Annotated in this window: 24 protein-coding genes and 2 tRNA genes; 18 read left to right on the forward strand and 8 right to left on the reverse strand. The window is 62.9% G+C overall.

Going from position 1 to position 24541, the window contains the following annotated elements; translation table 11 throughout:
- Window positions 1-5: 5 nt before the first annotated feature.
- Window positions 6-743 (forward strand): isoprenyl transferase, encoded by a 738-nt coding sequence (locus tag HMPREF0291_RS05775; RefSeq protein WP_005289348.1) that lies wholly within the window; start codon window positions 6-8, stop codon window positions 741-743.
- Between the two features lie 37 nt (window positions 744-780).
- Here HMPREF0291_RS05775 and HMPREF0291_RS05780 read toward each other — a convergent pair whose 3' ends face one another.
- A complete protein-coding gene (locus HMPREF0291_RS05780) occupies window positions 781-1203 on the reverse strand; it encodes a Fur family transcriptional regulator (RefSeq protein ID WP_005289350.1) in 423 nt (140 codons plus the stop codon).
- A gap of 3 nt (window positions 1204-1206) precedes the next feature.
- Complete coding sequence (locus HMPREF0291_RS05785) at window positions 1207-1677, reverse strand: ArsR/SmtB family transcription factor (protein WP_005289352.1); 471 nt, start codon at window positions 1675-1677, stop codon at window positions 1207-1209.
- Between the two features lie 220 nt (window positions 1678-1897).
- Between HMPREF0291_RS05785 and HMPREF0291_RS05790 the strand changes: the two genes are divergently transcribed.
- From HMPREF0291_RS05790 to HMPREF0291_RS11300, 3 genes are read left to right on the forward strand one after another with little or no spacing between them, the layout of a single operon-like run.
- Window positions 1898-3280, forward strand: coding sequence for a glycine--tRNA ligase (locus tag HMPREF0291_RS05790; RefSeq protein WP_005289354.1), 1383 nt, complete (start codon window positions 1898-1900; stop codon window positions 3278-3280).
- The gene (locus tag HMPREF0291_RS05795) at window positions 3280-3846 is read left to right on the forward strand and encodes a hypothetical protein (RefSeq protein WP_005289355.1); all 567 of its coding nucleotides are present in this window, start codon (window positions 3280-3282) and stop codon (window positions 3844-3846) included. The genes HMPREF0291_RS05790 and HMPREF0291_RS05795 overlap by 1 nt, the downstream gene beginning before the upstream one ends.
- Entirely contained in the window at window positions 3843-4283 is a 441-nt protein-coding gene (locus tag HMPREF0291_RS11300; RefSeq protein ID WP_005289357.1) for a hypothetical protein, read from the forward strand. The genes HMPREF0291_RS05795 and HMPREF0291_RS11300 overlap by 4 nt, the downstream gene beginning before the upstream one ends.
- Before the next feature lie 217 nt (window positions 4284-4500).
- Here HMPREF0291_RS11300 and HMPREF0291_RS05805 read toward each other — a convergent pair whose 3' ends face one another.
- Window positions 4501-6525, reverse strand: coding sequence for a TPM domain-containing protein (locus HMPREF0291_RS05805; protein ID WP_005289359.1), 2025 nt, complete (start codon window positions 6523-6525; stop codon window positions 4501-4503).
- Window positions 6526-6607: 82 nt separating this feature from the next.
- Between HMPREF0291_RS05805 and HMPREF0291_RS05810 the strand changes: the two genes are divergently transcribed.
- The gene (locus HMPREF0291_RS05810; RefSeq protein WP_005289361.1) at window positions 6608-7882 is read left to right on the forward strand and encodes a deoxyguanosinetriphosphate triphosphohydrolase; all 1275 of its coding nucleotides are present in this window, start codon (window positions 6608-6610) and stop codon (window positions 7880-7882) included.
- 90 nt (window positions 7883-7972) lie between these two features.
- On the opposite strand, the gene HMPREF0291_RS05815 is transcribed toward HMPREF0291_RS05810, so the two are convergent.
- Window positions 7973-8950: a hypothetical protein gene (locus HMPREF0291_RS05815; protein ID WP_005289363.1), complete on the reverse strand. Its 978-nt coding sequence runs from the start codon at window positions 8948-8950 to the stop codon at window positions 7973-7975.
- A gap of 282 nt (window positions 8951-9232) precedes the next feature.
- On the opposite strand from HMPREF0291_RS05815, the gene dnaG reads away from it, so the two are divergent.
- The 7 genes from dnaG to HMPREF0291_RS05850 all read left to right on the forward strand — a co-directional run bounded on the left by dnaG (window position 9233) and on the right by HMPREF0291_RS05850 (window position 16446).
- Window positions 9233-11152, forward strand: a complete 1920-nt coding sequence (dnaG, locus tag HMPREF0291_RS05820) for a DNA primase (protein WP_005289364.1) — start codon at window positions 9233-9235, stop codon at window positions 11150-11152.
- A gap of 36 nt (window positions 11153-11188) precedes the next feature.
- The gene (locus HMPREF0291_RS05825; protein WP_005289368.1) at window positions 11189-11821 is read left to right on the forward strand and encodes a MazG nucleotide pyrophosphohydrolase domain-containing protein; all 633 of its coding nucleotides are present in this window, start codon (window positions 11189-11191) and stop codon (window positions 11819-11821) included.
- A 243-nt stretch (window positions 11822-12064) separates the two neighbouring features.
- Complete coding sequence (locus HMPREF0291_RS05830) at window positions 12065-12808, forward strand: lytic transglycosylase domain-containing protein (protein ID WP_040423566.1); 744 nt, start codon at window positions 12065-12067, stop codon at window positions 12806-12808.
- A gap of 80 nt (window positions 12809-12888) precedes the next feature.
- Window positions 12889-14166, forward strand: coding sequence for a phosphopyruvate hydratase (gene eno / locus HMPREF0291_RS05835; RefSeq protein WP_005289372.1), 1278 nt, complete (start codon window positions 12889-12891; stop codon window positions 14164-14166).
- 89 nt (window positions 14167-14255) lie between these two features.
- On the forward strand, window positions 14256-14954 hold the full coding sequence (locus tag HMPREF0291_RS05840; protein WP_005289373.1) for a septum formation initiator family protein: 699 nt from the start codon (window positions 14256-14258) through the stop codon (window positions 14952-14954).
- Window positions 14955-14959: 5 nt separating this feature from the next.
- A complete protein-coding gene (locus HMPREF0291_RS05845; RefSeq protein ID WP_005289375.1) occupies window positions 14960-15496 on the forward strand; it encodes a DUF501 domain-containing protein in 537 nt (178 codons plus the stop codon).
- Window positions 15493-16446, forward strand: a complete 954-nt coding sequence (locus HMPREF0291_RS05850) for a Ppx/GppA phosphatase family protein (protein ID WP_005289377.1) — start codon at window positions 15493-15495, stop codon at window positions 16444-16446. The genes HMPREF0291_RS05845 and HMPREF0291_RS05850 overlap by 4 nt, the downstream gene beginning before the upstream one ends.
- 3 nt (window positions 16447-16449) lie before the next feature.
- Here HMPREF0291_RS05850 and HMPREF0291_RS05855 read toward each other — a convergent pair whose 3' ends face one another.
- Window positions 16450-16713 (reverse strand): integrase domain-containing protein, encoded by a 264-nt coding sequence (locus tag HMPREF0291_RS05855; RefSeq protein WP_005289379.1) that lies wholly within the window; start codon window positions 16711-16713, stop codon window positions 16450-16452.
- 92 nt (window positions 16714-16805) lie between these two features.
- Window positions 16806-16878, reverse strand: a tRNA-Asn gene (locus HMPREF0291_RS05860).
- A 147-nt stretch (window positions 16879-17025) separates the two neighbouring features.
- Between HMPREF0291_RS05860 and HMPREF0291_RS05865 the strand changes: the two genes are divergently transcribed.
- Window positions 17026-17099 (forward strand) — tRNA-Ile (locus tag HMPREF0291_RS05865).
- Between the two features lie 207 nt (window positions 17100-17306).
- Window positions 17307-19352 (forward strand): hypothetical protein, encoded by a 2046-nt coding sequence (locus tag HMPREF0291_RS05870; protein WP_005289381.1) that lies wholly within the window; start codon window positions 17307-17309, stop codon window positions 19350-19352.
- Window positions 19353-19455: 103 nt separating this feature from the next.
- Here HMPREF0291_RS05870 and HMPREF0291_RS05875 read toward each other — a convergent pair whose 3' ends face one another.
- Window positions 19456-20622 (reverse strand): M20/M25/M40 family metallo-hydrolase, encoded by a 1167-nt coding sequence (locus HMPREF0291_RS05875; protein ID WP_005289383.1) that lies wholly within the window; start codon window positions 20620-20622, stop codon window positions 19456-19458.
- A gap of 138 nt (window positions 20623-20760) precedes the next feature.
- Here HMPREF0291_RS05875 and HMPREF0291_RS05880 point away from each other — a divergent pair, with 138 nt between their 5' ends.
- The 3 genes from HMPREF0291_RS05880 (at window position 20761) to HMPREF0291_RS05890 (ending at window position 23033) form a co-directional block, all read left to right on the forward strand.
- The gene (locus HMPREF0291_RS05880) at window positions 20761-21567 is read left to right on the forward strand and encodes a serine hydrolase domain-containing protein (protein ID WP_005289385.1); all 807 of its coding nucleotides are present in this window, start codon (window positions 20761-20763) and stop codon (window positions 21565-21567) included.
- 4 nt (window positions 21568-21571) lie between these two features.
- Entirely contained in the window at window positions 21572-22459 is an 888-nt protein-coding gene (locus HMPREF0291_RS05885; RefSeq protein WP_005289387.1) for a trimeric intracellular cation channel family protein, read from the forward strand.
- Window positions 22460-22649: 190 nt separating this feature from the next.
- Window positions 22650-23033 (forward strand): hypothetical protein, encoded by a 384-nt coding sequence (locus HMPREF0291_RS05890; RefSeq protein ID WP_050748795.1) that lies wholly within the window; start codon window positions 22650-22652, stop codon window positions 23031-23033.
- 180 nt (window positions 23034-23213) lie between these two features.
- Here HMPREF0291_RS05890 and HMPREF0291_RS05895 read toward each other — a convergent pair whose 3' ends face one another.
- The gene (locus tag HMPREF0291_RS05895; protein ID WP_005289392.1) at window positions 23214-23528 is read right to left on the reverse strand and encodes an acyl carrier protein; all 315 of its coding nucleotides are present in this window, start codon (window positions 23526-23528) and stop codon (window positions 23214-23216) included.
- 26 nt (window positions 23529-23554) lie between these two features.
- Between HMPREF0291_RS05895 and HMPREF0291_RS05900 the strand changes: the two genes are divergently transcribed.
- Window positions 23555-24535 (forward strand): alpha/beta fold hydrolase, encoded by a 981-nt coding sequence (locus HMPREF0291_RS05900; RefSeq protein WP_005289393.1) that lies wholly within the window; start codon window positions 23555-23557, stop codon window positions 24533-24535.
- Window positions 24536-24541 lie beyond the last annotated feature (6 nt).

Genomic DNA, 24541 nt, shown 5'->3' on the forward strand with positions numbered 1-24541 from the left:
AATCCGTGACTCAGAACGCCATCCCCGATATCCCGGCAGAACTCTTTCCGCGCCACATTGCGCTCGTCATGGACGGCAACGGCCGGTGGGCGCAGGAGCGCGGCATGCCCCGCACGGAGGGCCACCGCGTCGGTGAGAAGGTTCTCATGGACATGGTCGATGCGTGCATTGAGATGGGCGGGGTGGAGTGGTTGTCGGCGTACACGTTCTCGACGGAGAATTGGCGCCGCTCGCGTGAGGAGGTCCGCTTCCTCATGGGGTTCTCGCGCGAGGTAATGCGCGCCGAGCGCGACCAGCTGCATGCGAAGAACGTGCGCATTGTGTGGGTTGGCCGCCGCCCGCGCCTGTGGCGCTCGGTGATCCGCGAGCTTGAGGCTGCGGAGGAAATGACGAAGAACAACACCGGCCTCACGCTCGCGATGTGCATTAACTACGGCGGTAGAGCAGAGCTTATCGACGCCACTCGCACCATCGCCCAGCTCGCCTCCGAAGGAAAACTCGCACCGGGGGAGATCTCAGAGGAGACGCTGGCGAGGTTCATGTACCGCCCGGACATGCCGGACGTGGACATGTTCCTCCGCCCCTCGGGGGAGCAGCGGACGTCGAACTTCCTGTTGTGGCAGTCGGCGTATGCGGAGATGGTGTACCGGGACATTCTCTTCCCGGATTTCACCAAGGAAGACCTCTACGATGCCGTGCTGGAGTACGCGAAGCGGGACCGCCGTTTCGGCGGCACGAAATAGCGGCACGAAATAGCCGCACGTAGATCTTTGCCGCGAACTAGCGGCAGGCGGGGCAGAGGCCGAAGACCTCGGCGTCGTGGCCGGAGATCTCAAAGTCGTACTGGCGGGCCACGTGCTGGGCCCATTGCTCAACGGGGCCGCCTTCGATTTCTTCGCTGCGCCCGCAGGAAGTGCACACCAAGTGGTGGTGGTGCCGGTCGGTGAGGCAGTGGCGGTAAAGGGTTTCGCCGGAGTTGGAGTTCAGGGCGTCGACGGCGCCGATGTCGGCGAGGGTTTGCAGGGTGCGGTAGACCGTCGTTAAGCCGACCTTTTGTCCGCGGTCGCTGAGCTCTCGGTGGATTGCTTGGGCCGACGCGAAGCGGTCGATGTCGCGCAGTACGTCGATGACCGCGCTGCGCTGGCGGGTGTTGCGGGCACCGATCTTCGGCGCCGGTTCGCGGCGGGATGGGCGAGAGTTCATGCTCTATAGGCTCGGTGACGGACCGTCAGGAATCAAGCCCGGGTCCGCGTCAGGGGTGTGGTCGCCGATCGGCCCGAAAGCACTCGCCGATCCGACGCTGCCAGTGGCATCAACGAAGTCCGGGCCCTTGCGAGCTGCGCGGCGGGCGGCCAGGTCGTCGCGGGAATCCTGCTCGGTCAAACCGGAAATGGACTCGATGATGCTCATGACGGACGGAATGGCCAGCCGGTAGACCATTTCGCGCCCGGTTCGAGTCGCACTGACCAGGCCAGCGTTCTTCAACACCCGCAGGTGCTGGCTCACCAACGGCTGGGACTTCTCCAGTTCGGTGACCAGCTCGTGGACGACATGGGGCTGCTGATTGAGGAGCAGAATAATCTGCAACCGCAACGGCGAATCGAGAGCCCCAATGACCTCGGAGGTGCGGGCCAGCTTGTCCTCCGGCCACTGCGGCAATAGCTGCGGCTCGACCATGTGCACCCCTCCTTTTCGTGCTCGACTTCAAGACATCCTTATGTTTATACATCAACAAACGCCTTATTTTATTCCAGTCTAATAACAAAATGGTCTCATTTTCACTTCTTTAGCCTATCGTCGTGCCCCTACTGCACCGGGCCAGTCCGGTGTTCGGGGCACCGGCTACACTTGGACCAGATATTTCCAAGCACCCTGTAAGAGGAGAGTTGAACTGCCCATGGCAACAACTGCGATCGATACCGTCGTCAATCTGTGCAAGCGCCGCGGGTTGGTGTATCCGGCTGGTGAAATTTACGGCGGTACCCGTTCTGCTTGGGATTACGGTCCGCTCGGCGTGGAGCTGAAGGAGAACCTGAAGCGCCAGTGGTGGAAGACGATGGTGCAGTCGCGCGCGGATGTTGTCGGTGTGGATACCTCGATCATCCTGCCGCCGCAGGTGTGGGTCGCCTCCGGCCACGTCGAGGTCTTCACGGACCCGTTGGTGGAGTCGCTGCACACGCACAAGCGTTACCGCGCAGACCACTTGCTGGAGGCCTACGAAGAGAAGCACGGCCACCCGCCGGCTAACGGCCTGGCGGACATCAACGATCCGGAGACGGGCCAGCCCGGCAACTGGACGGAGCCGCGCGCGTTCTCCGGTTTGATGAAGACCTACCTTGGGCCCGTCGACGACAAAGAGGGCCTGCACTACATGCGCCCAGAGACAGCTCAGGGCATCTTTGTGAACTTCAAGAACGTCATGACGTCGGCACGCATGAAGCCGCCGTTCGGCATTGCCAACGTGGGTAAGTCCTTCCGCAACGAGATCACCCCGGGCAACTTCATCTTCCGCACCCGCGAGTTCGAGCAGATGGAAATGGAGTTCTTCGTCAAACCCGGCGAAGACGAGCAGTGGCACCAGTACTGGATCGATGCCCGCCACCAGTGGTACATCGACCTGGGCATCAACCCGGAGAACCTGCGCCTGTACGAGCACCCGCAGGAGAAGCTGTCCCACTACTCCAAGCGCACGGTCGACTTGGAGTACGCATTCGGTTTCCAGGGCTCCAAGTGGGGCGAGCTTGAAGGTGTGGCCAACCGCACCGACTACGACCTGAAGACGCACGCGGAAGCATCCGGCGAAGACCTGTCCTTCTTCGACCAGGAATCCGGCGAGCGGTGGATCCCGTACTGCATCGAGCCCGCTGCTGGTTTGGGTCGCGCAATGATGGCCTTCCTGATTGATGCCTACCACGAGGATGAGGCACCGAACGCGAAGGGCGGCGTCGATAAGCGTGTCGTTCTGAAGCTCGACCGGCGCTTGTCGCCGATCAAGGTCGCAGTGCTGCCGCTGTCGAAGAAGCCGGAGCTTTCCGGCCCGGCAGAGGAACTCGCGGCAACGCTGCGCCAGCACTGGAGCATTGATTACGACACCTCTGGTGCGATTGGACGCCGCTACCGCCGCCAAGATGAAATCGGCACCCCGTTCTGCGTCACGTTCGACTTCGATTCGCTCGAGGACAAGGCCGTGACCGTGCGCGAGCGCGACACGATGGAGCAGGAGCGCGTGCCGCTCGACGAGCTGGAAAGCTACCTCGCCGCCCGCCTGGTGGGGTGCTAATGCACTACGTCAGCTGGGATCGCACGGACAGGGACGCCCCGAAGCTGCTCGCAGAGGCAGGCCCGGAGACGCTCGCGGAGTTCAGGCACGACAGCGCCACGCTTTCCGACGGCTCCACCTGGACCCTCATCTCCACCCCCGAAGCCGGAGCCAAAGCGACCGCCGCAGAGACTGGCCAGGAAATCGTGTCGGCCCCGGCATCGCTCAAGCGCGATAAGCAGATCCCGGTGATGATCGGCGGCGAGCCGTACACGCTCATTGCCGAGTCGTCGAAGAACTGGATCATCGACGACGCAAACGGCAACAAGGTCGCCCAATTCACCTCCGATCACAATGGCGTGCGCCGGTCGGTGTTGGAGTTCGACACCTCGAGCGAACTTGCCCACCCGTCGAGCCCAGCTGACCCGGACAGCCAAACGGCTTTGCCGCTGGACCACATCGTCGGGCTGGCATGGGTGTCGCGCCTGGTGCTTGAGTATCGGAAAATGGTCAACACGACGGCGCTGATCGGGCTCATGGTGTTCTTGAGCGTCTTCGTCGTCGCAGTCTGGCTGCTCATTCCATGATCACTGCAACGTGGCGTGGGGATTCGCTGCTCAGCGAAACCGGTGCGCCCCTGGCCGTCTACGATCCCGGGACTGGCACCTTGTCTGCTGACGACGTCAGCATCGAAGTCAAGCACTCGGCCGGGGCAATGAGCTGGAAGGTCACCGGTGAGGTGCGCGACACGGGGGAGAAGTTCTCGGTCCGCACGCGGGGCATCGGCGTGGGAACCCTGACCGCACGCTGCGGTTCACGCACGTACACGCTCGAGCGGGGCGGTGCGTTCTCTAAAACCCGCACGCTTATCGACGTCTCTGGCGCCCCCTGCGCCACCACCTCACCGAAGAATGGCCTCGACCTCGCCGTCACTCAGACCCGTGACATGCCGTTTGCGGATCTGGTGTTTCTCACTTGGGCGTTGACGCTGATAGACACGCCAGCCCGCCGCACGCTGTACTGAGTCAGCGAAAGCTAGCGTTCATCCCGAACTCAGTCACAAGAGCACCACCTGACACACTTGCCCCGGGCTTTTAGCGCTTCACGGGGCGTGCAGCTGGCGTGGCCTAAGTGTCTGGTGAGGTTGAGTTCGGGATGGATCCGAGTCCTTCCCCGCTCACCATGCCCCTGCTCTGAAGCGGGGCTGTCGTACAAGCTTCGGCTTCGGTCGTTGCAGCGAGCTAGAAGCTGCCGCCGCGACCGCCCATGCCGCCGGCAAAACCGCCGCCTCCGCCTCCGGAGAAGCCACCGCCGCCACCGCCGAAGCCTCCTCCACCGAAGCCGCCACCGCCGCCTCCACCGAGGATGGACCCCCAGATAATTGCGTTGGCCATGGTGTTCATGGACTGGGTGGTCTGCTGGTTGCGGTAGGAGGTGATGTCGTCGTTCGCGGCGTTGACGGCCCGGCGAGCGGAGTCGGTTGCGGCGCGGGCGAACTCGATCGCGTTCTTCGTGTCCTGAGTGCGGCGGTTGAGTGCCTCGGCGTACTGGCGCTTTGCCTCCGCAAGCAAGGTGCGGGCACGGGAGCGAATGATGCGTCCGCGGGAGTTGATCAGGTCTTCTGCACCTTGGATCTGCGCGTTAGCGACTTGGAGCTGTTGGTCCAAAAGCTGCAGGCGGCGCTGCTGGTCGGAGGCGACACCACGGGCCTGGTCGATCTGCTCGTCAATGTCGGCGTCGAGGTGGGTGAGCTCGGTGTACAGCGCCAACGGGTCCGTCTCGGGGCGGTTGCCCATCTGGGAGAGTGCTTCGCGGGCGCGGGAGGAGACGGCGTCGAGGGCGCGGACGTCGATACGCGCGCCCTGGTTCGTCTGCTGCTTGAGCTGCTCAATCTCCTGCAGCTCGTCTTGGATCTCCTGGATCAGTGCGGGAAGGTTCGTGCGGGCGGTGGAGATATTTGCCTCTGCGTGCTCGATGGCCCGCAGGTTGGTGTCGGCGACCTCGACCGCGTGCTGGGCGCCGCGGAGGATGTCGATGAGTGCGCCTTGCTGGCCCGCAGGCTGCGAGGCAAGTCCACGCGCCTGCTCGAGCTGGCCCTCCGCTTCCTGAATCGAACCTTGGGCGATGTCGACGTTCTGGGTGATGGAGGAGAGCAGTTGCTCGTCGTAACGCGACTGCAGGTCGCTCAGCGTCGCACGGGCCGGCTCAATGCGGGCGCGCAAATCGACAGTGCGCTGGAAGATCGCGTCCACTTCCTCATTGGCCTTCATGAGCACGCCGCGCATCTCCTGGAACTCCTCCGCCTTGGCCTTGAGCGCTTCTTCGGCTTGGCCGCAGGAGGAGATGATGTCGATGAGCATCGCGCGCTTTTCCGGCTCGGTCTCCGGGATAGCGTCGCCAAGCCGCTGGTGGGTGTTGAATGCGCGCTGCAGCTCAGACGTGGCCTGGTTCATGGCGGAAGTGAAGGGGCGAACACGGTCGGCGCCGAACTCTGCGGAAGCGATCTCGAGCTCTTCCTTGCCCAAGCGAATGGACTCGTCGGTCTGGACGAGCGCATCGTGCGCGAGTTCCTCCAAGGTGTGCGTAGGTAAGCGGCCGAGCGATTCGGTGTCGCCCGGGGCCAGGGCCCTAGCGGACTCAAGCTGCTTCCGGTCGCGCTTGTTGTTCTTGTTGCGGCCGTACATGTAGAAGCCGCCGCCGGCGAGAGCTGCCGCACCCAGGCCACCAGCAACGAGCGCCGCGCCCTCGCCGTCGGAGGAGCCGTTCACGGCATTGATCGCGTTCAAACCGGCAGCGCCGTAGTTCTTGCCGGTTAGCTGGCTGTACGCCGCATCGTACATGTTGTCGACGTCGCCGCTGCTCCATTGGCTGCCCGCGTTGACGTTGAACTTGCCCTCCGTGTCAATCGCCAAAACGGCCGTGTTCGGGCCCTTGTCCGTGATGGCTTCGCGCACCCACTCGGCGGGGTCCTGGCCACCGAAGGAGTCCATGTAGACGACATACGCGTTGAGCTGCTTGTCCTGCTTCAACTGCTGGATCGCCGATTCGATCTGCTGCTTCTCGGCGCCGCTGAGCACCCCGGCGTCGTCAGTGACGTTCTCGGACAAACCGGTCGGGGACAGCGCAGTCGCTGTCTGCGCGAGCACCTGCTCGTCACCGCTGAACGCAGCGTACGCCAGCGGTGCAGCAGAGAAAGCGGCGGCGCCGGCAAGCGCAGGCACAGCAAGGGCGATGCGGATGGAACGCGGGAAGTTACGCGGAGTCATGCCCACTAGGGTAGCGCGGTTGGTGCCAGACACGCCGTTGTCCGTCCGCGAAAGCGTAAGACCGCGTCTAGGCTCGTGAGCGATGGCTTACCAGTATGAATCTGCCGACACCGCCAGGCGCGTCACGGAGGGGGAGAAAGGTTCGCAGCTCGCCGAGAGCGTGGACTCTCGCGACGCGTTCTCGCGGGACCGGGCCCGTGTGCTTCACTCCGCGGCCCTGCGCCGGCTCGCTGACAAGACGCAGGTTGTCGGCCCGCGTGACGGCGACACCCCACGTACCCGGCTGACGCACTCGCTTGAAGTCGCGCAGATCGCCCGCGGAATCGGCTCCGGCTTGGGCCTCAACCCAGACCTGTGCGAAATGGCGGGACTCACGCACGACATCGGCCACCCGCCGTACGGGCACAACGGCGAAGTCGCACTCAACGCGCTCGCGCACGGCTGCGGCGGTTTTGAGGGCAACGCACAAACGCTGCGCATTCTCACGCGCCTCGAGCCGAAATTGCTTATCGACGGCACATCCCACGGCCTCAACCTCACCCGCGCCGCCCTAGACGCAGCCTGCAAGTACCCGCGCACGCGGACCAACCCGGACGGCACCGTGAACAGGAAGTACGGCGCCTACGACGAGGACGCGGAGATCCTCGCGTGGCTGCGTGAAGGCCACGTCGACGACCGCCCGCCGATGGAAGCGCAGGTCATGGACTGCTCCGATGACATCGCCTACAGCGTCCACGATGTCGAAGACGGCATTCTGTCCGGACGCATTACGCTCAAGGTGCTGTGGGATCTCGTGGAGCTGGCCGCGCTCGCGCAGAAGGGCGCGGCGGCGTTTGGCGGTACGGCCGAGGAGCTTATCGACGCCGCAGCCCGCCTCCGATCGCTCCCCACCGTCTGCGAAGCTGCCGACTTCGACTACTCACTCCAGGGGTACGTGAATTTGAAGCGGATGACATCGGAGCTGGTCGGCCGCTATGTCGGTGCGGTGGTTTCCGCGACGCTCGCGGCGAAGCCCGAGGGCGCGAAACTGGGGCGCATGCACGGGGAATTGGTCATCCCGCCTGAACCGGAGGCTGAGGTCCGTCTGCTCAAGACCGTCGCTGTGCTCTACGTGATGGATATGCCCGCCCACATCGCGCGGCAGGACAGGCAGCGCGACCGCATCACCCGCGTTTATGACTACCTGCTGGCGGGCGCGCCGGGCACCCTGGACACGATGTTCGCCGCCTGGTGGGCTGACGCCTCCACCGATGCGCAGCGCCAGCGCGTCATCATCGACCAGATCGCCTCGATGACGGAGTCGCGTTTGGAGCGCACAGCAAAGAAGGCCGACGGCCTCGCCGGCTTCTTCACCTAGGCATGGGTCGGTGGGGGCGGCGTAGGACCCATCCCGAACTGAGTCACTCCTTTAACACTGGTCCCGCCTATGGCTGCTCACTAATCGCATTTAGGGTGTGCCACCTCCGTACCTGAGCTTTTCACTACGAATCCGGCGGATAAACGCTGTCTTGCTGCGCGTGACTTGGTCGGTGGTAAAGAAGATGATCCGATAGCCCCGTGCGGTAGCGCATAAATGGGGTTCTTGGGGTGAGGGGATTGGAGCTGTGGTCCAGTTGCTGGCGGGTATGCGGAGGGGATCGTCGTCGATAAGCACAATGAGGCGGCTATCAACGACGATGGGCGCGGTCCACCCCTTTCCCAGATCAACGTTGCCCCGCACCCACATGCCGTCCTCGGCTATCCACGCGTAGGCCAGGCAGGTTCCAAAGTCGGAGAACCGCGGTGGATCCCAGTCTGCGGAGACAGGGAGGTGGTGGTTTCGGGGGAGGGGATCCTCGAAAGATCGGTTGTAAGCGACGATCTCCTTGAGAGGGATGCCGCTATTGAGCAGGGCAGTGACGGCAAGAAACCCTCCCACCCGGCCTTCGAGGCGGCGGAGATCAATGCTCGTGCGTAGAGGTGTGGTTGTGCGGACACCGTCAAGCTCGACAATGTCGTCGTCTTTGATCGGGAACTGGTGGTAGCGGGTCAACTGTGGCCATTTGGATTTCGGAGGCACCGAGCCAGAAGGGAGCACAAGGTCCACGGGCCCGCCGCCGGGCGTCGGAGTCCACATACCGTGTTGTGCTGCCGCCCACCGTCCGACCAAGACAGCTTTCCGCGTCGCCAGAACGGCAGCGGCACCGCGCACGGTTTCCTTCTCATGGGTTGGTAAACCGCGAAACCAGGCCTGATCAACGAGTGCTTTATCCGCGACGAGGGACAGTGGCCGATTCGCTACAGCGTCTTGATGGGCCCCGTTGCCTGACCAATAGAGACTCGTGGCACTGAGCTCTTGGTAGAGACGGTGGCGTAGCTCAGCCGCTCGATCGGCGCGTTCAGAGCCGAGAAGATTGCGCGGCTGTTCATCCCCGATGTTCCCCATACATTGATTGTGAGTGTTCACGCCGCTCTCCGCTAGGCCCCTGCCCGCATCCCGAGCAAGGTGGGGTGTCGTTTAGTGAGGGCTAGAGCCCATCCCGAACTCAACAACATGCGCCACTTGAGGCGTTTGAAACTTGTGAGAGAAGTGCGGCAGGTGCGACTCAGTTCGGGATGGGTCCTACGCACTCGTGTGCAGGATGCTCCGCATGCTTTACGACGGCGCATTGCCCCGCCCAATCCAGCGCTATTCCGCGTGTCCGGGTGCGCAGGTACTATATGCGCCATGGCTAGGGGCAGAATTCCGGATAGTGACATCGAGGCTATCCGTGAGCGCGCCAACATCGCGGACATCGTGGGGGAGTACGTTCAGCTCAAGCCTGCCGGGCATGACTCTCTGAAAGGCTTGTCGCCCTTCAAGGATGAGAAGACCCCGTCGTTCCACGTGCGCCCCGCCCGCGGTTACTACCACTGCTTCTCTACCGGCAAAGGCGGCGATGTCTTCTCCTTCATGATGGAGATGGAGCAGCTCTCTTTCCCTGAAGCAGTCGAGGCGGTCGCGGAGGAGATCGGCTACCACATCAATTACCAGGGCGGATCCACTGGCGCCCGCGATGTGAAGCCCGGTACCCGCGCACGTTTGCTCGCCGCCAACAAGGCTGCGCACGAGTTCTACCGCGAGCAGTTGGAGACTCCGGAGGCTGAGCCTGGGCGACGGTTCCTGCTCGACCGCGGCTTCGACAAAGACACCATTTACCACTTCGAATGCGGCTACGCTCCCGACGGCTGGGACACGTTGACCAAGCACCTGCTGCGCAAGGGGTTTGACGCGCAGGAGCTGCAAGAGGCGGGCTTGTCCACGATGGGGCGCCGCGGTCCCATCGACAAGTTCCGCCGCCGCCTGCTGTGGCCGATCAAGGATGTCGCCGGCAACGTCATCGGTTTCGGTGCCCGCAAGTTGTTCGATGACGACAATATGGGCAAGTACATGAACACCCAGGACACGATGCTCTATCACAAGTCCAAGGTGCTTTTCGGCCTCGATTTGGCGAAGAAGAACATCGCACAAGGCCACCAGTGCGTCGTGGTCGAGGGCTACACCGATGTCATGGCGATGCACGCCGCCGGCATCACCACCGCTGTCGCTGCGTGCGGCACGGCCTTCGGTAAGGACCACATGAGCATCATCCGCCGTCTCATGCTGGACGACAATTACTTTCGTGGCGAGCTCATCTACACCTTCGACGGTGATGAGGCCGGCCAGAAAGCTGCCATGCGCGCTTTCGAGGGTGACCAGCAGTTCACCGGCCAGTCTTTCGTCGCTGTCGCTCCGGAGGGCATGGACCCGTGCGATCTGCGCATGGCTAAGGGCGATTCCGCGGTGCGGAATCTGGTGGCCAGCCGCGTTCCCATGTTCGAGTTCGTCATTGAATCGCTGCTCAAGGACTACTCGCTGGATACTCCGGAGGGGCGCCTGCAAGCTTTGCGGCGTACCGTCCCCGTCGTCGCCCAGATCCGCGACACCCCACTGCAAACCGAGTACGCCCGCCAGCTCGCAGGATGGGTCGGTTGGCCGGACCCGAATGAAGTGATCCGCCAGGTCCGCCAGGAAGCGAAGAACCCGTCGAATAAGGGCAACAAGCGTTCTGCGTGGGAGAACGCGACCCCCGCAGCTTCCGATGGCGGCTCCGGCGCGCCGGGTGCTCCCGCCTTCCAGGTGCCTAACCCGCAGGACCCGCGCCTGTGGGCCCAGCGTGAGGCTATCAAGGTGGCGCTGCAGTATCCGGAGGCTGCCGGCAGCTACTTCGACGGCATCAACCCGGACGCATTCACCGATCCGGCGTACCGGGCCGTCCGCGACGCCATGGCCAAGGTGGGCGGAGCGGCCAATGCTGGCGCTTCAGAGAGTGCCGGCCCAGCGTGGATCGCGAATGTCGCCGCAGAAATGGTCGATGTGACCGGCCGAAACTTCGTCTCTGAGCTCGCGGTCGAAGAAATTCATGCGGCGGACCCGAGCGCTTACGCCGACTCTGTGCTCTCCCGTCTCCAGGAGGTCAGGGTGGGTAACCAGATCGCGCAGCTGAAGTCGCAGCTGCAGCGTATGCGGCCGAGCGATGATGAGATGGCGTACAACGCCTTGTTCTCTGACCTGGTCGCGCTGGAGCAAGCGCGCCGGGAGCTCAACGACCGCGCCTTCCGCGGATGAGTCTGAAAACGTCTCTCCCCGCTAATATATAGCCTTATGAGCGTTCTGGTTTTGGATCCTCGATGGCCGGACATGATCTCCATCGGTGTCGCCGGCCGGGTGAAGGGTCCTGTCATCTTCACTGACGAGGTGCCCATTGCGGCCCGGTGGAACTTCGGTGACCTCGTTCGCGGGGAGGATGCCGAGGGGCAAGGGTGGCTGGTCACGACCGATCTCCACGATCCCGTTGTGCAAGAACGCGTGGAGGCGGGCGAGGAACTCGTGCAGGTGTCCTCGCTGTTGGATCCGGTGTATCAGGCGCAGCGGGTCATGCGCGCGGCGCGCACCCGCGGAGAGTGGGAAATGGGCCAAACCCATGAGTCTTTGCTGGAGTACCTTGAGCAGGAATCGGCCGAGTTCGCGGATGCTGTACGCACAGAGCAGGGTGACGAGGAGATGAAGAAGGAGCTCTCTGACCTGCTTCTACAGGTGCTCTTCCACGCTGAGATCGCAAACCAGCGTGGAGCTTTCTCTTTCGCTGATGTCGCGCAGGCGTTCGTGGACAAGATGAAGAGCCGTGCGCCCTATCTGTTCAACGGCAGCACCGGCACCGTGGCTAAAGCTGAACAGGTCCGGTTGTGGGCCGAAGGAAAGAAGCGAGAGATTACGGGCGGGGGTAGCCGTCGTTAAGCGATGCGCTAGCGGCTGGTCACCAATGCGGCCGTTGGAGGGACGTCGCGCGCAGTGACGGAAGAGGAAACTGTTGCTGCAGGGGCACTTTTCTTGGCAGTTCTTTGGGGATGCAAGGATTGGTGAGCCCGCGCGGTAGAGTGTTCGATCGTGACTGCGCCCCGCTACTACGCCCCGAAATCCCCGCCGCCGAGTCGGCAAAACGGGCGTGCCGGAGGGTGCGGTGCGGTTCTGGGCGTGGTGATGGCGATTGTACTCATCATCGCGATCGTTTTCTGGCTGTTCAGCAGCATGGGCAACCCGGTGTCCCAGCAGCAACGTCAACCGGTGCCTACGGACCTCCCGCCCGCAGCAGCGCAATCGCCGCCGCTTATCGACGTCCACGGCCCCGGCCGAACCTCTGACCTCCTCGCTGAGTGGGCCGCCCCGATTGCCGAGTCCACCGGCATCGACCCCCAGGCAGTGCGCGCTTACGGCAACGCTGAACTTATTGCCCGTGAGTCGTGGCCGACCTGCAACTTGCACTGGAACACCCTTGCCGGTATCGGCTGGGTGGAAACGCGCCATGGCACCTATACGGGCCGGATGTTCGACCCGGCCCGGCTAAACGAGAGCGGTGTCGCCGACCCCGCCATCATCGGTCCCGCCTTGGACGGTAGCGAAGGCTTCGCGCGTATTGACGACACTGACGGTGGCCACTACGACAACGACACTGAGTATGACCGTGCGGTCGGCCCGATGCAGTTCATTCCCGAGTCCTGGTCCCGCTATAGCCGCGATGCCAACGGCGACGGCTACGCCGACCCGCAACAGATCGACGATGCAGCGCTGACCGCCGCCAACCTGCTCTGCTTTGGCGGGCGCGACCTGTCTGCGCCGGAGGACTGGCAGGCGGCGATCTTGGGGTACAACCACTCCAACGATTACGTCATCCGCGTCCGCGACGCCGCCGCGAACTACGCGCTGGACCAGCCCGCGCACCGATAGTCGCGAGCGCAGACGGCGGGGCAGTTTTTCTGGAAGAATCGGGGGCGGACAATCCCACCTCTGATCAAAGGAGATTTTCAGTGGCTGACATCATGCTGACGTACGCACGTGAAATCATGGACTCGCGCGGTAACCCGACCGTTGAGGTTGAGGTCTTCCTCGACGACGGTTCCCACGGCATTGCTGCGGTGCCCTCCGGCGCGTCCACCGGCGAGCACGAGGCGCACGAGCTTCGCGACGGCGGCGACCGCTACGGCGGCAAGGGCGTCCAGAACGCCGTGACCAACGTCAACGAAACCATCGCGGATGCCATTGCCGGCATTGAGGCGGATGACCAGCGTGTCCTTGACTTGGCCATGATTGAGCTGGACGGCTCCGACAACAAGAAGAACCTCGGTGCTAACGCGATCCTGGGTGTCTCCATGGCGAATGCCAAGGCTGCTGCTGACTCCGCTGGCCTGCCGCTGTACCGCTACATCGGCGGCCCGAACGCGCACGTCCTGCCGGTGCCGATGATGAACATCCTCAACGGTGGCGCACACGCAGACTCTGGCGTGGATGTCCAAGAGTTCATGATCGCCCCGATCGGTGCCGACACCTTCACCGAGGCGCTGCGTCAGGGTGCAGAGGTCTACCACGCTCTGAAGTCCGTGATTAAGGACAAGGGCCTGTCCACCGGCCTGGGCGATGAGGGCGGCTTCGCCCCCTCGGTCGACTCCACCCGCGCTGCACTTGATCTGATCGTTGAGGCCATCGAGAAGGCTGGCTACAAGCCGGGCGCCGACATCGCCCTGGCTCTCGATGTGGCTTCCTCCGAGTTCTTCGAGAACGGCTCCTACAACTTCGAGGGCGGTCAGCACTCCGCAGAGGAAATGGCCAAGGTCTACGCCGAGCTCGTTGAGGCGTACCCGATCGTCTCCATTGAGGATCCGCTGGATGAGAATGACTGGGGCGGCTACGTCAAGCTCACCGAGGAGCTGGGCGACAAGGTGCAGATCGTTGGCGATGACTTCTTTGTCACCAACCCGGACCGCCTGGCCAAGGGCATCGAGCAGAACGCTGCGAACGCTCTGCTGGTGAAGGTCAACCAGATCGGCACCCTGACCGAGACCTTCGACGCTGTCGAGCTGGCGCACCGCAACCGCTACGCCACCATGATGTCCCACCGCTCCGGCGAGACCGAGGACACCACCATCGCCGACCTGGCTGTCGCGCTGTCTTGCGGCCAGATCAAGACTGGTGCTCCGGCCCGCTCTGAGCGTGTGGCGAAGTACAACCGCCTCATCCGCATTGAGGAAGAGCTCGGCCCGGCTGCTGTGTACGCCGGCCGCAACGCTTTCCCGCGCTACAACAAGTAGCGTTCGTTTCCGGGGCAATGTTCTGAGCGTTGCCCCGCAGCGCGTCGCGCGGGGTCGTGGGGTGGGCGCGAGTACACTTCGTATTCACTATGGCCACACGATCCCCACGCGACTCAGGGCGCGACGCGGCGCAGCGTAACGCACGCGGCGGTAGAACGCAGCGTGACCCGCAGCGCACCCCTGAACGCGCGAACGAGCGCAGCGCACGCCGCGCCCCGCACCGTCTACCACGGACGGTGCCGGTTGCCAGCCGTGATGCCGCACGGGCCAAGGCGCGCGCGAAGAAACCGCGCCGCATGGAGATGCTCAAAGGCGACATTGTCGGCGTGGCCGTCCTGATCACCGTGGTGCTGATCGTGCTGATTGCTATCGCGGTGCCCCTGCGCAACTACTACAGCGGCCGCGAAGAGATCGCCCGGTTGGAAGCGTCGATCGAATCGAAGAAGCAGCAAAAAACTGAGCTCGAAGAGAAAATCGATCGTTACAACGATCCCGCTTACGTTGAACAGGAAGCCCGCCGACGCCTAGGCATGATGGCGCCCGGTGAGACGGCGTGGCGCATCATCGACCCGCGCATGCAGTCGGATGCAATCACAACGTCGCGCGGTGACGAGATTGACCCGGACACCCCGTGGCACACCGTGATATGGGATTCGCTCCGCGAGATCCCGGAAAAGCAACCCGAGACCGAGGGCGCGCCTGAAGAGCCTCCGGCACCCGAAGAGCCACCGGCACCTGCGCCCGAGGAACCACCGGCCGAGCCGGCTGAAGCACCTGTGGAACAATAGCGTCCATGAGGGAAGACCTAGAGATTGTCGCCCGCCAGCTCGGGCGCGAGCCGCGCGGCGTACTAGCCATCGCGTACCGCACGCCCGACGGCCAACCGGCTGTGGTCAAGACCGCGCCCAAGCTTGACGACGGCACCCCGTTCCCCACCCTGTACTACCTCACCGACCCACGCCTGACCGCTGAGGCTTCCCGCCTGGAGGTCGCGCAGGTGATGAAGTGGATGGAATCCCGTCTGGGCACCGACCCAGACCTCAAGGCGGACTACCGTGCCGCCCACGAGCACTACCTGGCCGAACGCAACGCCATCGAGGACCTCGGCACCGACTTCTCCGGTGGTGGCATGCCGGACCGGGTGAAGTGCCTGCACGTCCTGATCGCCTACGCGCTGGCAGAGGGGCCAGGCCGCGTCCGCCTGGGCACGGAAGCGGTCGCTCTCGCAGCCGAGCACGGCAACATGCGCGGCACCGCGATCCCGGAAGACTGGCCGACATTGGACGATCTCGGCATCACGCTCGAGGAAGCAGGGGAGGGCCTGGCATGACGGCCGGGAAAACCGTCGCGGCTGTGGACTGCGGCACGAACTCCATCCGTTTGCTTATCGGCGCCATCGAGGAGGACGGTGCGCTTCGGGAAATCACCCGCGAAAACACCATCGTCCGTCTCGGGCAGGGGGTGGACGCCACCGGTCGCCTCGCTCCCGAAGCCATTGAGCGCACGCGCGAGGCTCTCGCCGCGTACGTCGACCGCATGGAGGCTGAAGGCGTATCCGCCGTGCGTATGGTGGCCACCTCCGCGACCCGCGATGCGTCCAACCGTGACGACTTTTTCGGCATGACCGCCGAGCTTCTCGGCCGCATACAAGACGGCGCCCAAGCCGAAGTCATCAGCGGGGAAGAGGAAGCGGACCTGTCGTTCACGGGCGCGACCCTCGACATTGATTCTGACCGCGGCCCGTTCTGCGTCATCGACTTAGGCGGCGGTTCGACTGAGTTCATTGTCGGTACCGCAGCGGGGGAGATCCTCGGTGCTTACTCCACCCAAATGGGCTGCGTCAGGTTGACGGAGCGCATCCTGCGCAGTGATCCGCCGACGGGGGAGGAGACGAGTGAGGCGCGGGGGTACGTCGATAAGCAAATGGCGGAGGCCGCGGAGACCGTGCCTGTCGCGCAGGCTGCGACGTTTGTGGGGTGCGCGGGAACATTCACCACGCTCAGCGCGCTGGCGCAGGACCTTGATTCCTACGATCCCGAGCGGATCCACATGTCCGACATCCCGTTTGCGCGGATGCGGGAAGTCACCGGATGGCTGCGGTCAGTGACAGCGAAGGAACGTGCGGCGAACCCCGTGGTGCACCCCGGGCGTGCCGACGTCATCGGGTCCGGGTCTGTCATCGTCGAGCAGATGATGACCGCGTTCGAAGCGCACGGAGCCGTGTCTTTCGTGATCAGCGAAAAAGACATCCTCGACGGGATTGTCGCGGGGCTGGTTTAGGCTCTAATCCTCGTCGGGTTCGTAAATCTCGTGCTCGAGCTCCGGCCCGGTGCTCTTCTTGCCGCGCTTGAGATCCTTCACCTCGCGCATACGCGGCTCCGGGTCGAGCTGATTCGCGATGGCTTTGCGCGTCGAGCGGACAACCTGCTGCGTCACAGGCGAATTGACCACTTTCTGGGTGGTGTCGACGATCTGGTGGTATCGCTTGCGCCCCGCCTTCGTGCCAAACACGTACCCGGCTGCTGCTCCGACGACGAACTGAATCATGCGCCCGAGTCTACCTGCTCGCAGTTGTTCGTCGAGAGCGAGGCTTTCGCTTAACGACGAAACCCAGCGCATTCCTGTGCTGGGTTAATCTGCTCCCGCAACTGGGCTCGAACCAGTGACCCTTCGATTAACAGTCGAATGCTCTGCCAACTGAGCTATGCGGGAATGCTGCTGTGCAACGTTTTGCTACTTTAGCCCGTAGGTGTTCACAGTGACAAATCGCCAGTAAGTACGCGCTTTTCGGCTTCGTTCGGTAGTGTGGTGCCCGGTTTCATTGGGCTGAGCGCGCGCGGATATACTGACTCGCTGCGAGGGGCTATAGCTCAGTCGGTTAGAGCCGCGGACTCATAATCCGTTGGTCGCGGGTTCGAGCCCCGCTGGCCCCACTTATTAGGCATGGAACCCGTGTGTTCGGTGTCATGTGCCTGGTTTTCCGACTCGGCCAATTTAGTTTCCGTGTTGGTGATATAGTCAGGAAAGTCCTTGCGGTTAACTGTCAAACCGCTGTCTATGGACTGCCTGTCATTTTCCCGTTCGCCTCGCTCAACGCGGTCGTTGCGCCCGGCGTTCGCCTTTTCCCACATGGAGACACAATGAAGATGAACCTCCGCCGCGCGCTCGCCGGCTTCACCTCGGGAGCCATCGCGGTATCTGCGCTGGTTGTTCCCTCCGCCGTTGCTCAAGAGGCGACGACGACTGACGTTAATCTGCCGCTTGCTTGCTATGTTCAACCGAAGGGTAGCGCTGCATTTGCAAGAACCTCCCTTGATCTCGGTAATGACTTTGCACTCGCTTTCAAAGCAACCGCACCTGACACTGTGCAGGTTGGCGAGGAATTCGAGTACGTAATTGACCCCGGTTCAGTCGCTTTTCCCACTGTCATGAGTGCGCAAGGAAAAACGGTTGCCGTAAAGCGTTTATCCCAAGCCAATCTGTGGATCGATCTTCCGGACAACGTCGAGCTCACTTCTTTCGAATTTGATCAAAACACTCCTCGTAAATTCAGTGTTCTTGAAGAGGGGGGTCGTCTTCGTTTTGTCGGTGAGCAACAACGCAAAGACCCTGTCGAGGTCGGTCCGGTGGGGTTTACCGGGAAGAACGTTGGCGATAACCCCGCCGAGTGGGTAGCTAGTAACGAGGGACGCTGGTTCTACGGTGGTGCAGAGATTTTGAAGCCGGGCGACGAGAAGCTGCCTAAGGTGACGCTGAAGCTCAAGGCGACTGGTGAGCCTGGCTCTACCGTACAACCATCCATCCGGAAGACGGATGCTACAACGCTCAACCCCGACGCATTCGTACAGGGCTTGGTCCAGGGGAGCACGAAGGTGTTTTTCTCAGAGAAAAACATCAACGCGTTGGTTCGCTGCGGTCTCTCTGAGGATTACACCGCCCCTGGCGGTAAGAAAGCAGCTGCAACTCCGTTTCCGGCTGTAAAGATCGTTGAAAAAGAGGAGTCGACTGAAGAACAGTCGGTTCCGGTCTCCCCTACAACCCAGGAATCGTCTGCACCGGTGACGTCTGAGGAGGAGAAGTTGACTCCGAAAACGACAACGTCCGCTTCGGAGGAGGCCGAGCCGACGACACCAACCGATGCTTCGGCGACGTCTGAAACGAACGACGAGGAGTCGAGCACTACTTCGACCACGTCCGAGAAGGACGACAAGGAATCCAGCAAGCCGGCTGAGCCGACTGATAAGCAGGACGAGAAGCCGACGACGACGACCACCGAACAGGCTGAGCCGACTGACGAGCAGAGCGAGAAGCCAACGACTACTACCTTGACGACGTCTGAAACGAACGACGAGGAGTCGAGCACTACTTCGACCACGTCCGAGAAGGACGACAAGGAATCCAGCAAGCCGGCTGAGCCGACTGATAAGCAGGACGAGAAGCCGACGACGACGACCACCGAACAGGCTGAGCCGACTGACGAGCAGAGCGAGAAGCCAACGACTACTACCTTGACGACGTCTGAAACGAACGACGAGGAGTCGAGCACTACTTCGACCACGTCCGAGAAGGACGACAAGGAATCCAGCAAGCCGGCTGAGCCGACTGATAAGCAGGACGAGAAGCCGACGACGACGACCACCGAACAGGCTGAGCCGACTGACGAGCAGAGCGAGAAGCCGACGACTTCTACCTTGACGACGTCTGAAACGAACGACGAGGAGTCGAGCACTACTTCGACCACGTCCGAGAAGCAGGACACTGGGTCCAGCAAGGCGGCTGAGCCGACGGAGAAGCGGGAGGACGAGTCGAGCAAGGCGGCTGAGCCGACTGATAAGCAGGACGAGAAGCCGACCACGACGACAAACTCAGACGAGCCGCAGTCACCCACGACCACGACAACCGAGGAGGCTCCGAAGGGCCCGTCCAACCCTTCTGATGGTTCTGGGAAAGGTTCCACTGAAGGTTCCGGAAAGGGCTCGTCTGAGGGCTCCGCGAAGGGATTCTTTGACGGTTCCTCCGGTTCGTCCGAACTGTCCTCTTCGCCGATGGGCAAGATCGTGCTGATCACGCTCGGTGTGCTGGCTGGCCTGGCAGGCCTCGTGGGCATCTACAACTGCTTCGAGCGCAACGGCTACATCCAGAACTGCCTCGAGCGAATCGGCGGTATCAAGCTCCCGAAGTTCTAAACCCTAGGGATTAGCGTCCCGTAAAACCGAGACCTCCCGCGACCCAGCCATTGAGCTGGAGTCCGGGAGGTCTTTCGCGGTTCAGATCCGATTCACCAGGGGATTAGTCGGTGATGACCGGCCCGTCGATAGCTGCAATGGAGTTGGCCAGCAGCGCCGTGAAGAACGGCACGGAGTCGGGGTAGATGAACTCGTACCGGGCGTGGGCGCCAGCGCCACCAGCGCCCAGACCGCACACGACGGGTGTGCCGACTGCGGAGATGAAGTTGGCGTCGGACCCGCCGCCGACGGAAACCCCCTCGAAGTCAGAGTGGCCCAAAGCTTCGGCCTGGGACTTGAGCACCTGGAAGAGAGCCTCAGTGCCCTCGGTGTGCACCATCGGCGGGCGGTTCCAGTTGCGTTCGGCGGTGATCTCCACGCGAGGGTCGGACCATGTGATGGCGTCGAGGGCGGCGTCGAGACGCTGTGTTTCTTCCGGTACCCAGTGGCGGACATCGAGCTTGGCGTAGGCAGATCCGGGCACGACGTTGGCCCCGGTGCCGCCGCCGACAACACCGACGTTGATGGAGGTTCCCTTCTCCGGGTCGGCATACTTCGTCGCCTCGAGACACCACTCCATCAGGGCAGTAATGGCGTTGGCGCCCTTCTCCGGTTCGAGGCCGGCGTGCGCCTCAATTCCTGTGGCGGTGACGTTGATGTCGCCGATGCCTTTGCGGGTGACCTTGACGTTGCCGTCGACACTTGCTTCGAGCACGAACGCGGCATCAGCGCCGGTGGCGACATTCTCAATGATGCGCTGCGAACTCGGCGAACCGATCTCCTCATCGCCGTTGAAAATGTACGTCACGGTCGGGTGCGGGATGCCGGCATCCTTGAGCAGCTTCAGTGCCCAAATGCCTTGCGTCAGACCGATCTTCATGTCGAAGATCCCGGGCGCGGAAAGACGCTCGCGCGGGTCGTCATGGGCGGGCGGATCCCAGGCTTCAACGGCCCCGGCAGGCCACACCGTGTCGTAGTGGCCCGCGATGACCACGTTGCCGGGCAGGTCACCTTTGTAGGTGAGCACGGCGATGTCGCCGCGGATGTCGCCGTCGTGAAGCTGCTTGTCATCGGACGGGCCCAAACGCTTTTCGACGAGCCCCAGCAACACCTTCAAACCCGCATCCAACGCCGGTTTATCGAAGGAGTAGGTCTCTTGGTTGACCAGGAGCATGGCGTCGTCAAGCATCTGCTCCACATGTGCTTCCGCTAGTTCGAGTGAAATGCTCATGCATCCCAGTGTGCATGAGGGTGTGCGGATCGTGCCGACTCAATTCGACTTCAAAACCAACTTCGTCGCGGGTGCTTCATGGGTGGCCTCGCCACATTGAGGGGTTGCTGCCGCGTTAAGCGGGCTAGTCTGGGGTGCATGAACCTTGGCTGGACTGATGTCACGTATTCCGCTGCCCTGACGGGAACCGTTAGCGATTCCGAGGGCGACGTGGACCGTGTGTACGAGTTGATGAGCGTGACCAAGCTGCTCTCTGCTTACGCGTTCCTGATGGCGGTGGAGGAGGGGGTCTTCGAACTGGGCACCCCCTGCGGGCCGGACGGGTCCACGGTCCGGCACTTGCTGGCGCACGCCTCGGGACTGGATGCCTTCAAGCACGAGGTCCGCAAGGCACCGGAAGAGCGGCGCATTTACTCTTCGGCTGGGTTCGAGGTGCTGGCCGAGTTCCTCGAGGAAGAGACTGGGATGACCCTCGGCGAGTATGCCCGCGAGGGCATCTTTGAGCCGCTCGGCATGGGCAACACCGAGATCTACGGCTCCGCCGGCCACGGTGGGCGTTCCACTGTCGCCGACTTAGTGAAGTTCGCCGACGAGCTCATTTCGCCCACGTTGCTTGCCGAAGAAACGCTCCGAGAGGCCTTCACCAACCAGTTCGGCGACTTGAACGGCATTGTCCCCGGTTACGGCATGCAAAAACCCTGCCCGTGGGGGCTTGGCTTTGAGATCAAGGGCGACAAGAGCCCCCACTGGACTGGCGGCACCATGCCGGAAGACACTGTCGGGCACTTCGGTATGTCCGGTACGTACATGTGGGTGGTGCCGGCATGGTCGGCGTCGACAAGCGCGGGGACAGCGATGGTCATGCTCGCGGACAAGGAATTCGGGGATTGGGCAAAGCCGCTGTGGCAGGAGACGAATACGCGGATCTTTGACCAGCTAAGCTAGCCGAATGTACTTCGGAGGCATTGACAACGCAGTCGGCCAAGCCATCGCGGTCCTCGACCTCATTGGCGTGTTCCTCAACGCTGTCATCGGCGGCACAGTCGCGCGCCGCATGCGTTTTGACGCCGTGGGCTTCATGCTCATCGCCATCATCTCCGGCATGGCCGGCGGCATGATGCGCGACGCGATGATCGGCAATACTCCCGTCGCGGCGCTATCGGACCCCTGGTACATCTCCATCGCGCTCATCGGCGCGTTGGTTGCATTCCTGGCCAACCTGCGCGGGTACGTCTGGGAGCTCACCCGCTTCCACGGGGACATGGTCATCCTCGGCGTCTGGTGCACCACCGGCACTGTCACCGCGTATTCGGCGGGGGTGGCGTGGATCGGCTGCATCCTCATGGGCATCATCACCGCGACCGGCGGCATGGTTATTCGTGAGGTGCTCATTGGGCGCATCCCGCGCATCCTCAACGACCAGCAGATGTACGTTGTGCCTGCCATTGTCGGCTCCGTTACCGCGCTGGTGCTCTACTCGTTCGAGCACCCCTCCGCTGCGCTGGTGTGCGCCCCGCTCATCGCGTTCGCGCTGGGTACCGCCGCCTACTGGGCGGGTTGGTACGTCCCCGCGAGCTCCGAGCTGGGTACAATCAACCGTCTGTTCGCGCGGCTCGAGCCCGATGCTTTTCGACGTTGGCGCCTCTCCAAGGAACACGCCCTCCTGGATGACCCCATTAACGACGACGGAATGATGCCCACCAAAGGCGAGGTCCGCGAGGCGTTAGAGGCGGTCGATCCGGCGACTCGAGAAGAGTTCCTTGCCGCTCTGTACCGCGTCTACATCGACCGGGACGGCGAGGACTCGGCCGGCGGCTGGGCCCGCCGAGCCGAGTAAAACCGAGTAAAACCCTCAACTAGCACTTGAGTAAATGGGGGTGTCAAGTGCAGGTTGAGGGTTGCCAGTGTGGCTAGAGCGCATGAAGAATTGCACCGAGCCGTTTCGAGACTCTTGAAACGTTTGAGGACGTAGGGGAAGACGATCCTCGTCTTACGTGCATGCGCGCGTCAATGAAAGGACTTTCCCTATGACTGTCACACTTCTGGACTCAGCCCTGTCTGCACCAACCCTCAGCCCGGTTGCGCCACGGGAGCGGGCTGTCCTCTCCATTAGCGGAATGCCCCGCCACCTGCGCCTGCGCGTAGAAGAGCTCATGGCCGAGCACCTCAGTCCTGCTGAGCTTTCCGAGTTTTCTCTCGATGCCGCCGGTCTCGACGATGCCGACCTTCATGACGCCGCGATCTGGGACACCCGCTGGTTCACCCGGTGGACGCGCGACCCGGGACGTGCTGGGGTTGCACCGACCGTCAGCTGCCGCGAGATCATTGACGCCCCAGCCAATGAACTGGCCACCTTCCGGGCTGCGCTGACCGAACTTGCCGGTACGTTCCGGTTCTCGGCAAGGGTCTAGCGCTGCTGGGCACTCCGGTATGGTTGCCGGGGTCCTTCCTGCCGCGTGTGTGAACGATTCAGCCCGAGACGCCCCATTAGTCGACGTGCACATTGCTGTGAACTGGACTTATAAAGACCGGGGCATGGGTTGGTGCGCTACATCGTTCACACCGGGCCGAGAGGCATCGGGGCGTTCACCCTAGGGTGAGGAGTTCTGGTCGAGGTGGGCGGCGGCGTCGCTAAGCGTGGCCCAGCTGTTCCACAGCCCTTCGTCGATCTGGACACCGAACTGCTCTTCCACGCGGACGGCGAGCTCGATGCGGGTCAACGAGTCGACCCCGAGACTGTCCAGGGTGTCTGTGCCGCTGATCTCATCAGCGTCCTCGACGGCGCCGACCTGCACCAACAGCCCTGCAAGCTGGGCCATGGTGTCGCCTTCGAGCGGGGCCGGCTCGTCCGACGTGGTGGCGTCGAGGCCGAGCTTGCCCAAGTCCAGACGCTGTGAAAGTTCCATGACCCTATTCTAGATACCATTCCCGTATGCCTAATTACCTGCGCGCCCTCAGCCCCGGCACCCAGCGCACGCTCATTGCGATGCGTCGCGAGCTGTACAGCGGCTCGGGCCGCCTCGGCCTGACCGGTATGCGCACCGGCGCCACGAACCACGACGGTCTGAATGTTCACTGGTACGAGTGTGGGCCGGAATCACCTGAGGCGCTGACGGTCTTGTACGTTCACGGCTTCAACATCTCTTCGCAGTCTTTCTACATGCAGGTCAGGGCTTTGCAGCACCTTCCTGTCCGGCAGCTGCTGGTGGACTACCGGGGACACGGGCTCACCGCCGACCAGGGCGCAGATTTGTCCGTTGATGCCGCCGCGGACGACATCATTGCCGTCGTTCGGGACCGCGGGATTACCGGGCCGGTCATTGTGGTGGGCCACTCGCTCGGCGGGCCGGTGTCGCTGTCGTTGATGCGCCGGTATGCCGGTGAGCTCAATCTGGCCGGTAGCGTGCAGATCTCGTCGTCAGTGGACCCGTTTACCGACCGCGGGATGCCCCAAGCCCTCGGCGGCACGGCTGGCGCGGCGCTCTACCGCATGGTGCAGGCACTGCCGATCCTGTCGGAGAGCGTGAGGGTCGTGGTCACCGAGACGCTTGCGCCCGTACTGGCGGTCGGTTTCTACGCGCCAGGAATGTCCTGGGACGTCGTGGAGTTCCACGCCGCCATGATCCAGGAGACTCCGTTGGATACATACTCGGGATTCTTCGATGACCTCCGCGACCACGACGAGCATGCCGCTGCCGACGTGCTCGCGACCATTCCGGGCTTCATTCTCGTCGGCGACATTGACACAGTCACGCCGGTCTCACAGTCGCAGGAACTCCACAAACTGTGGCCGCAGGCGAAGTTCCAGGTGTTGCCCGGTTCCGGGCACATGCCGCCGCTCGACGCACCCGGTGCTGTGACCACAGCGATCCGCCGCCTCGTCGACCCGCTTATCGACGAGTCTGAAAACTAAGCACCC

The organism is Corynebacterium genitalium ATCC 33030 (assembly GCF_000143825.1).
GTDB classification, from domain to species: Bacteria; Actinomycetota; Actinomycetes; order Mycobacteriales; family Mycobacteriaceae; genus Corynebacterium; species Corynebacterium genitalium.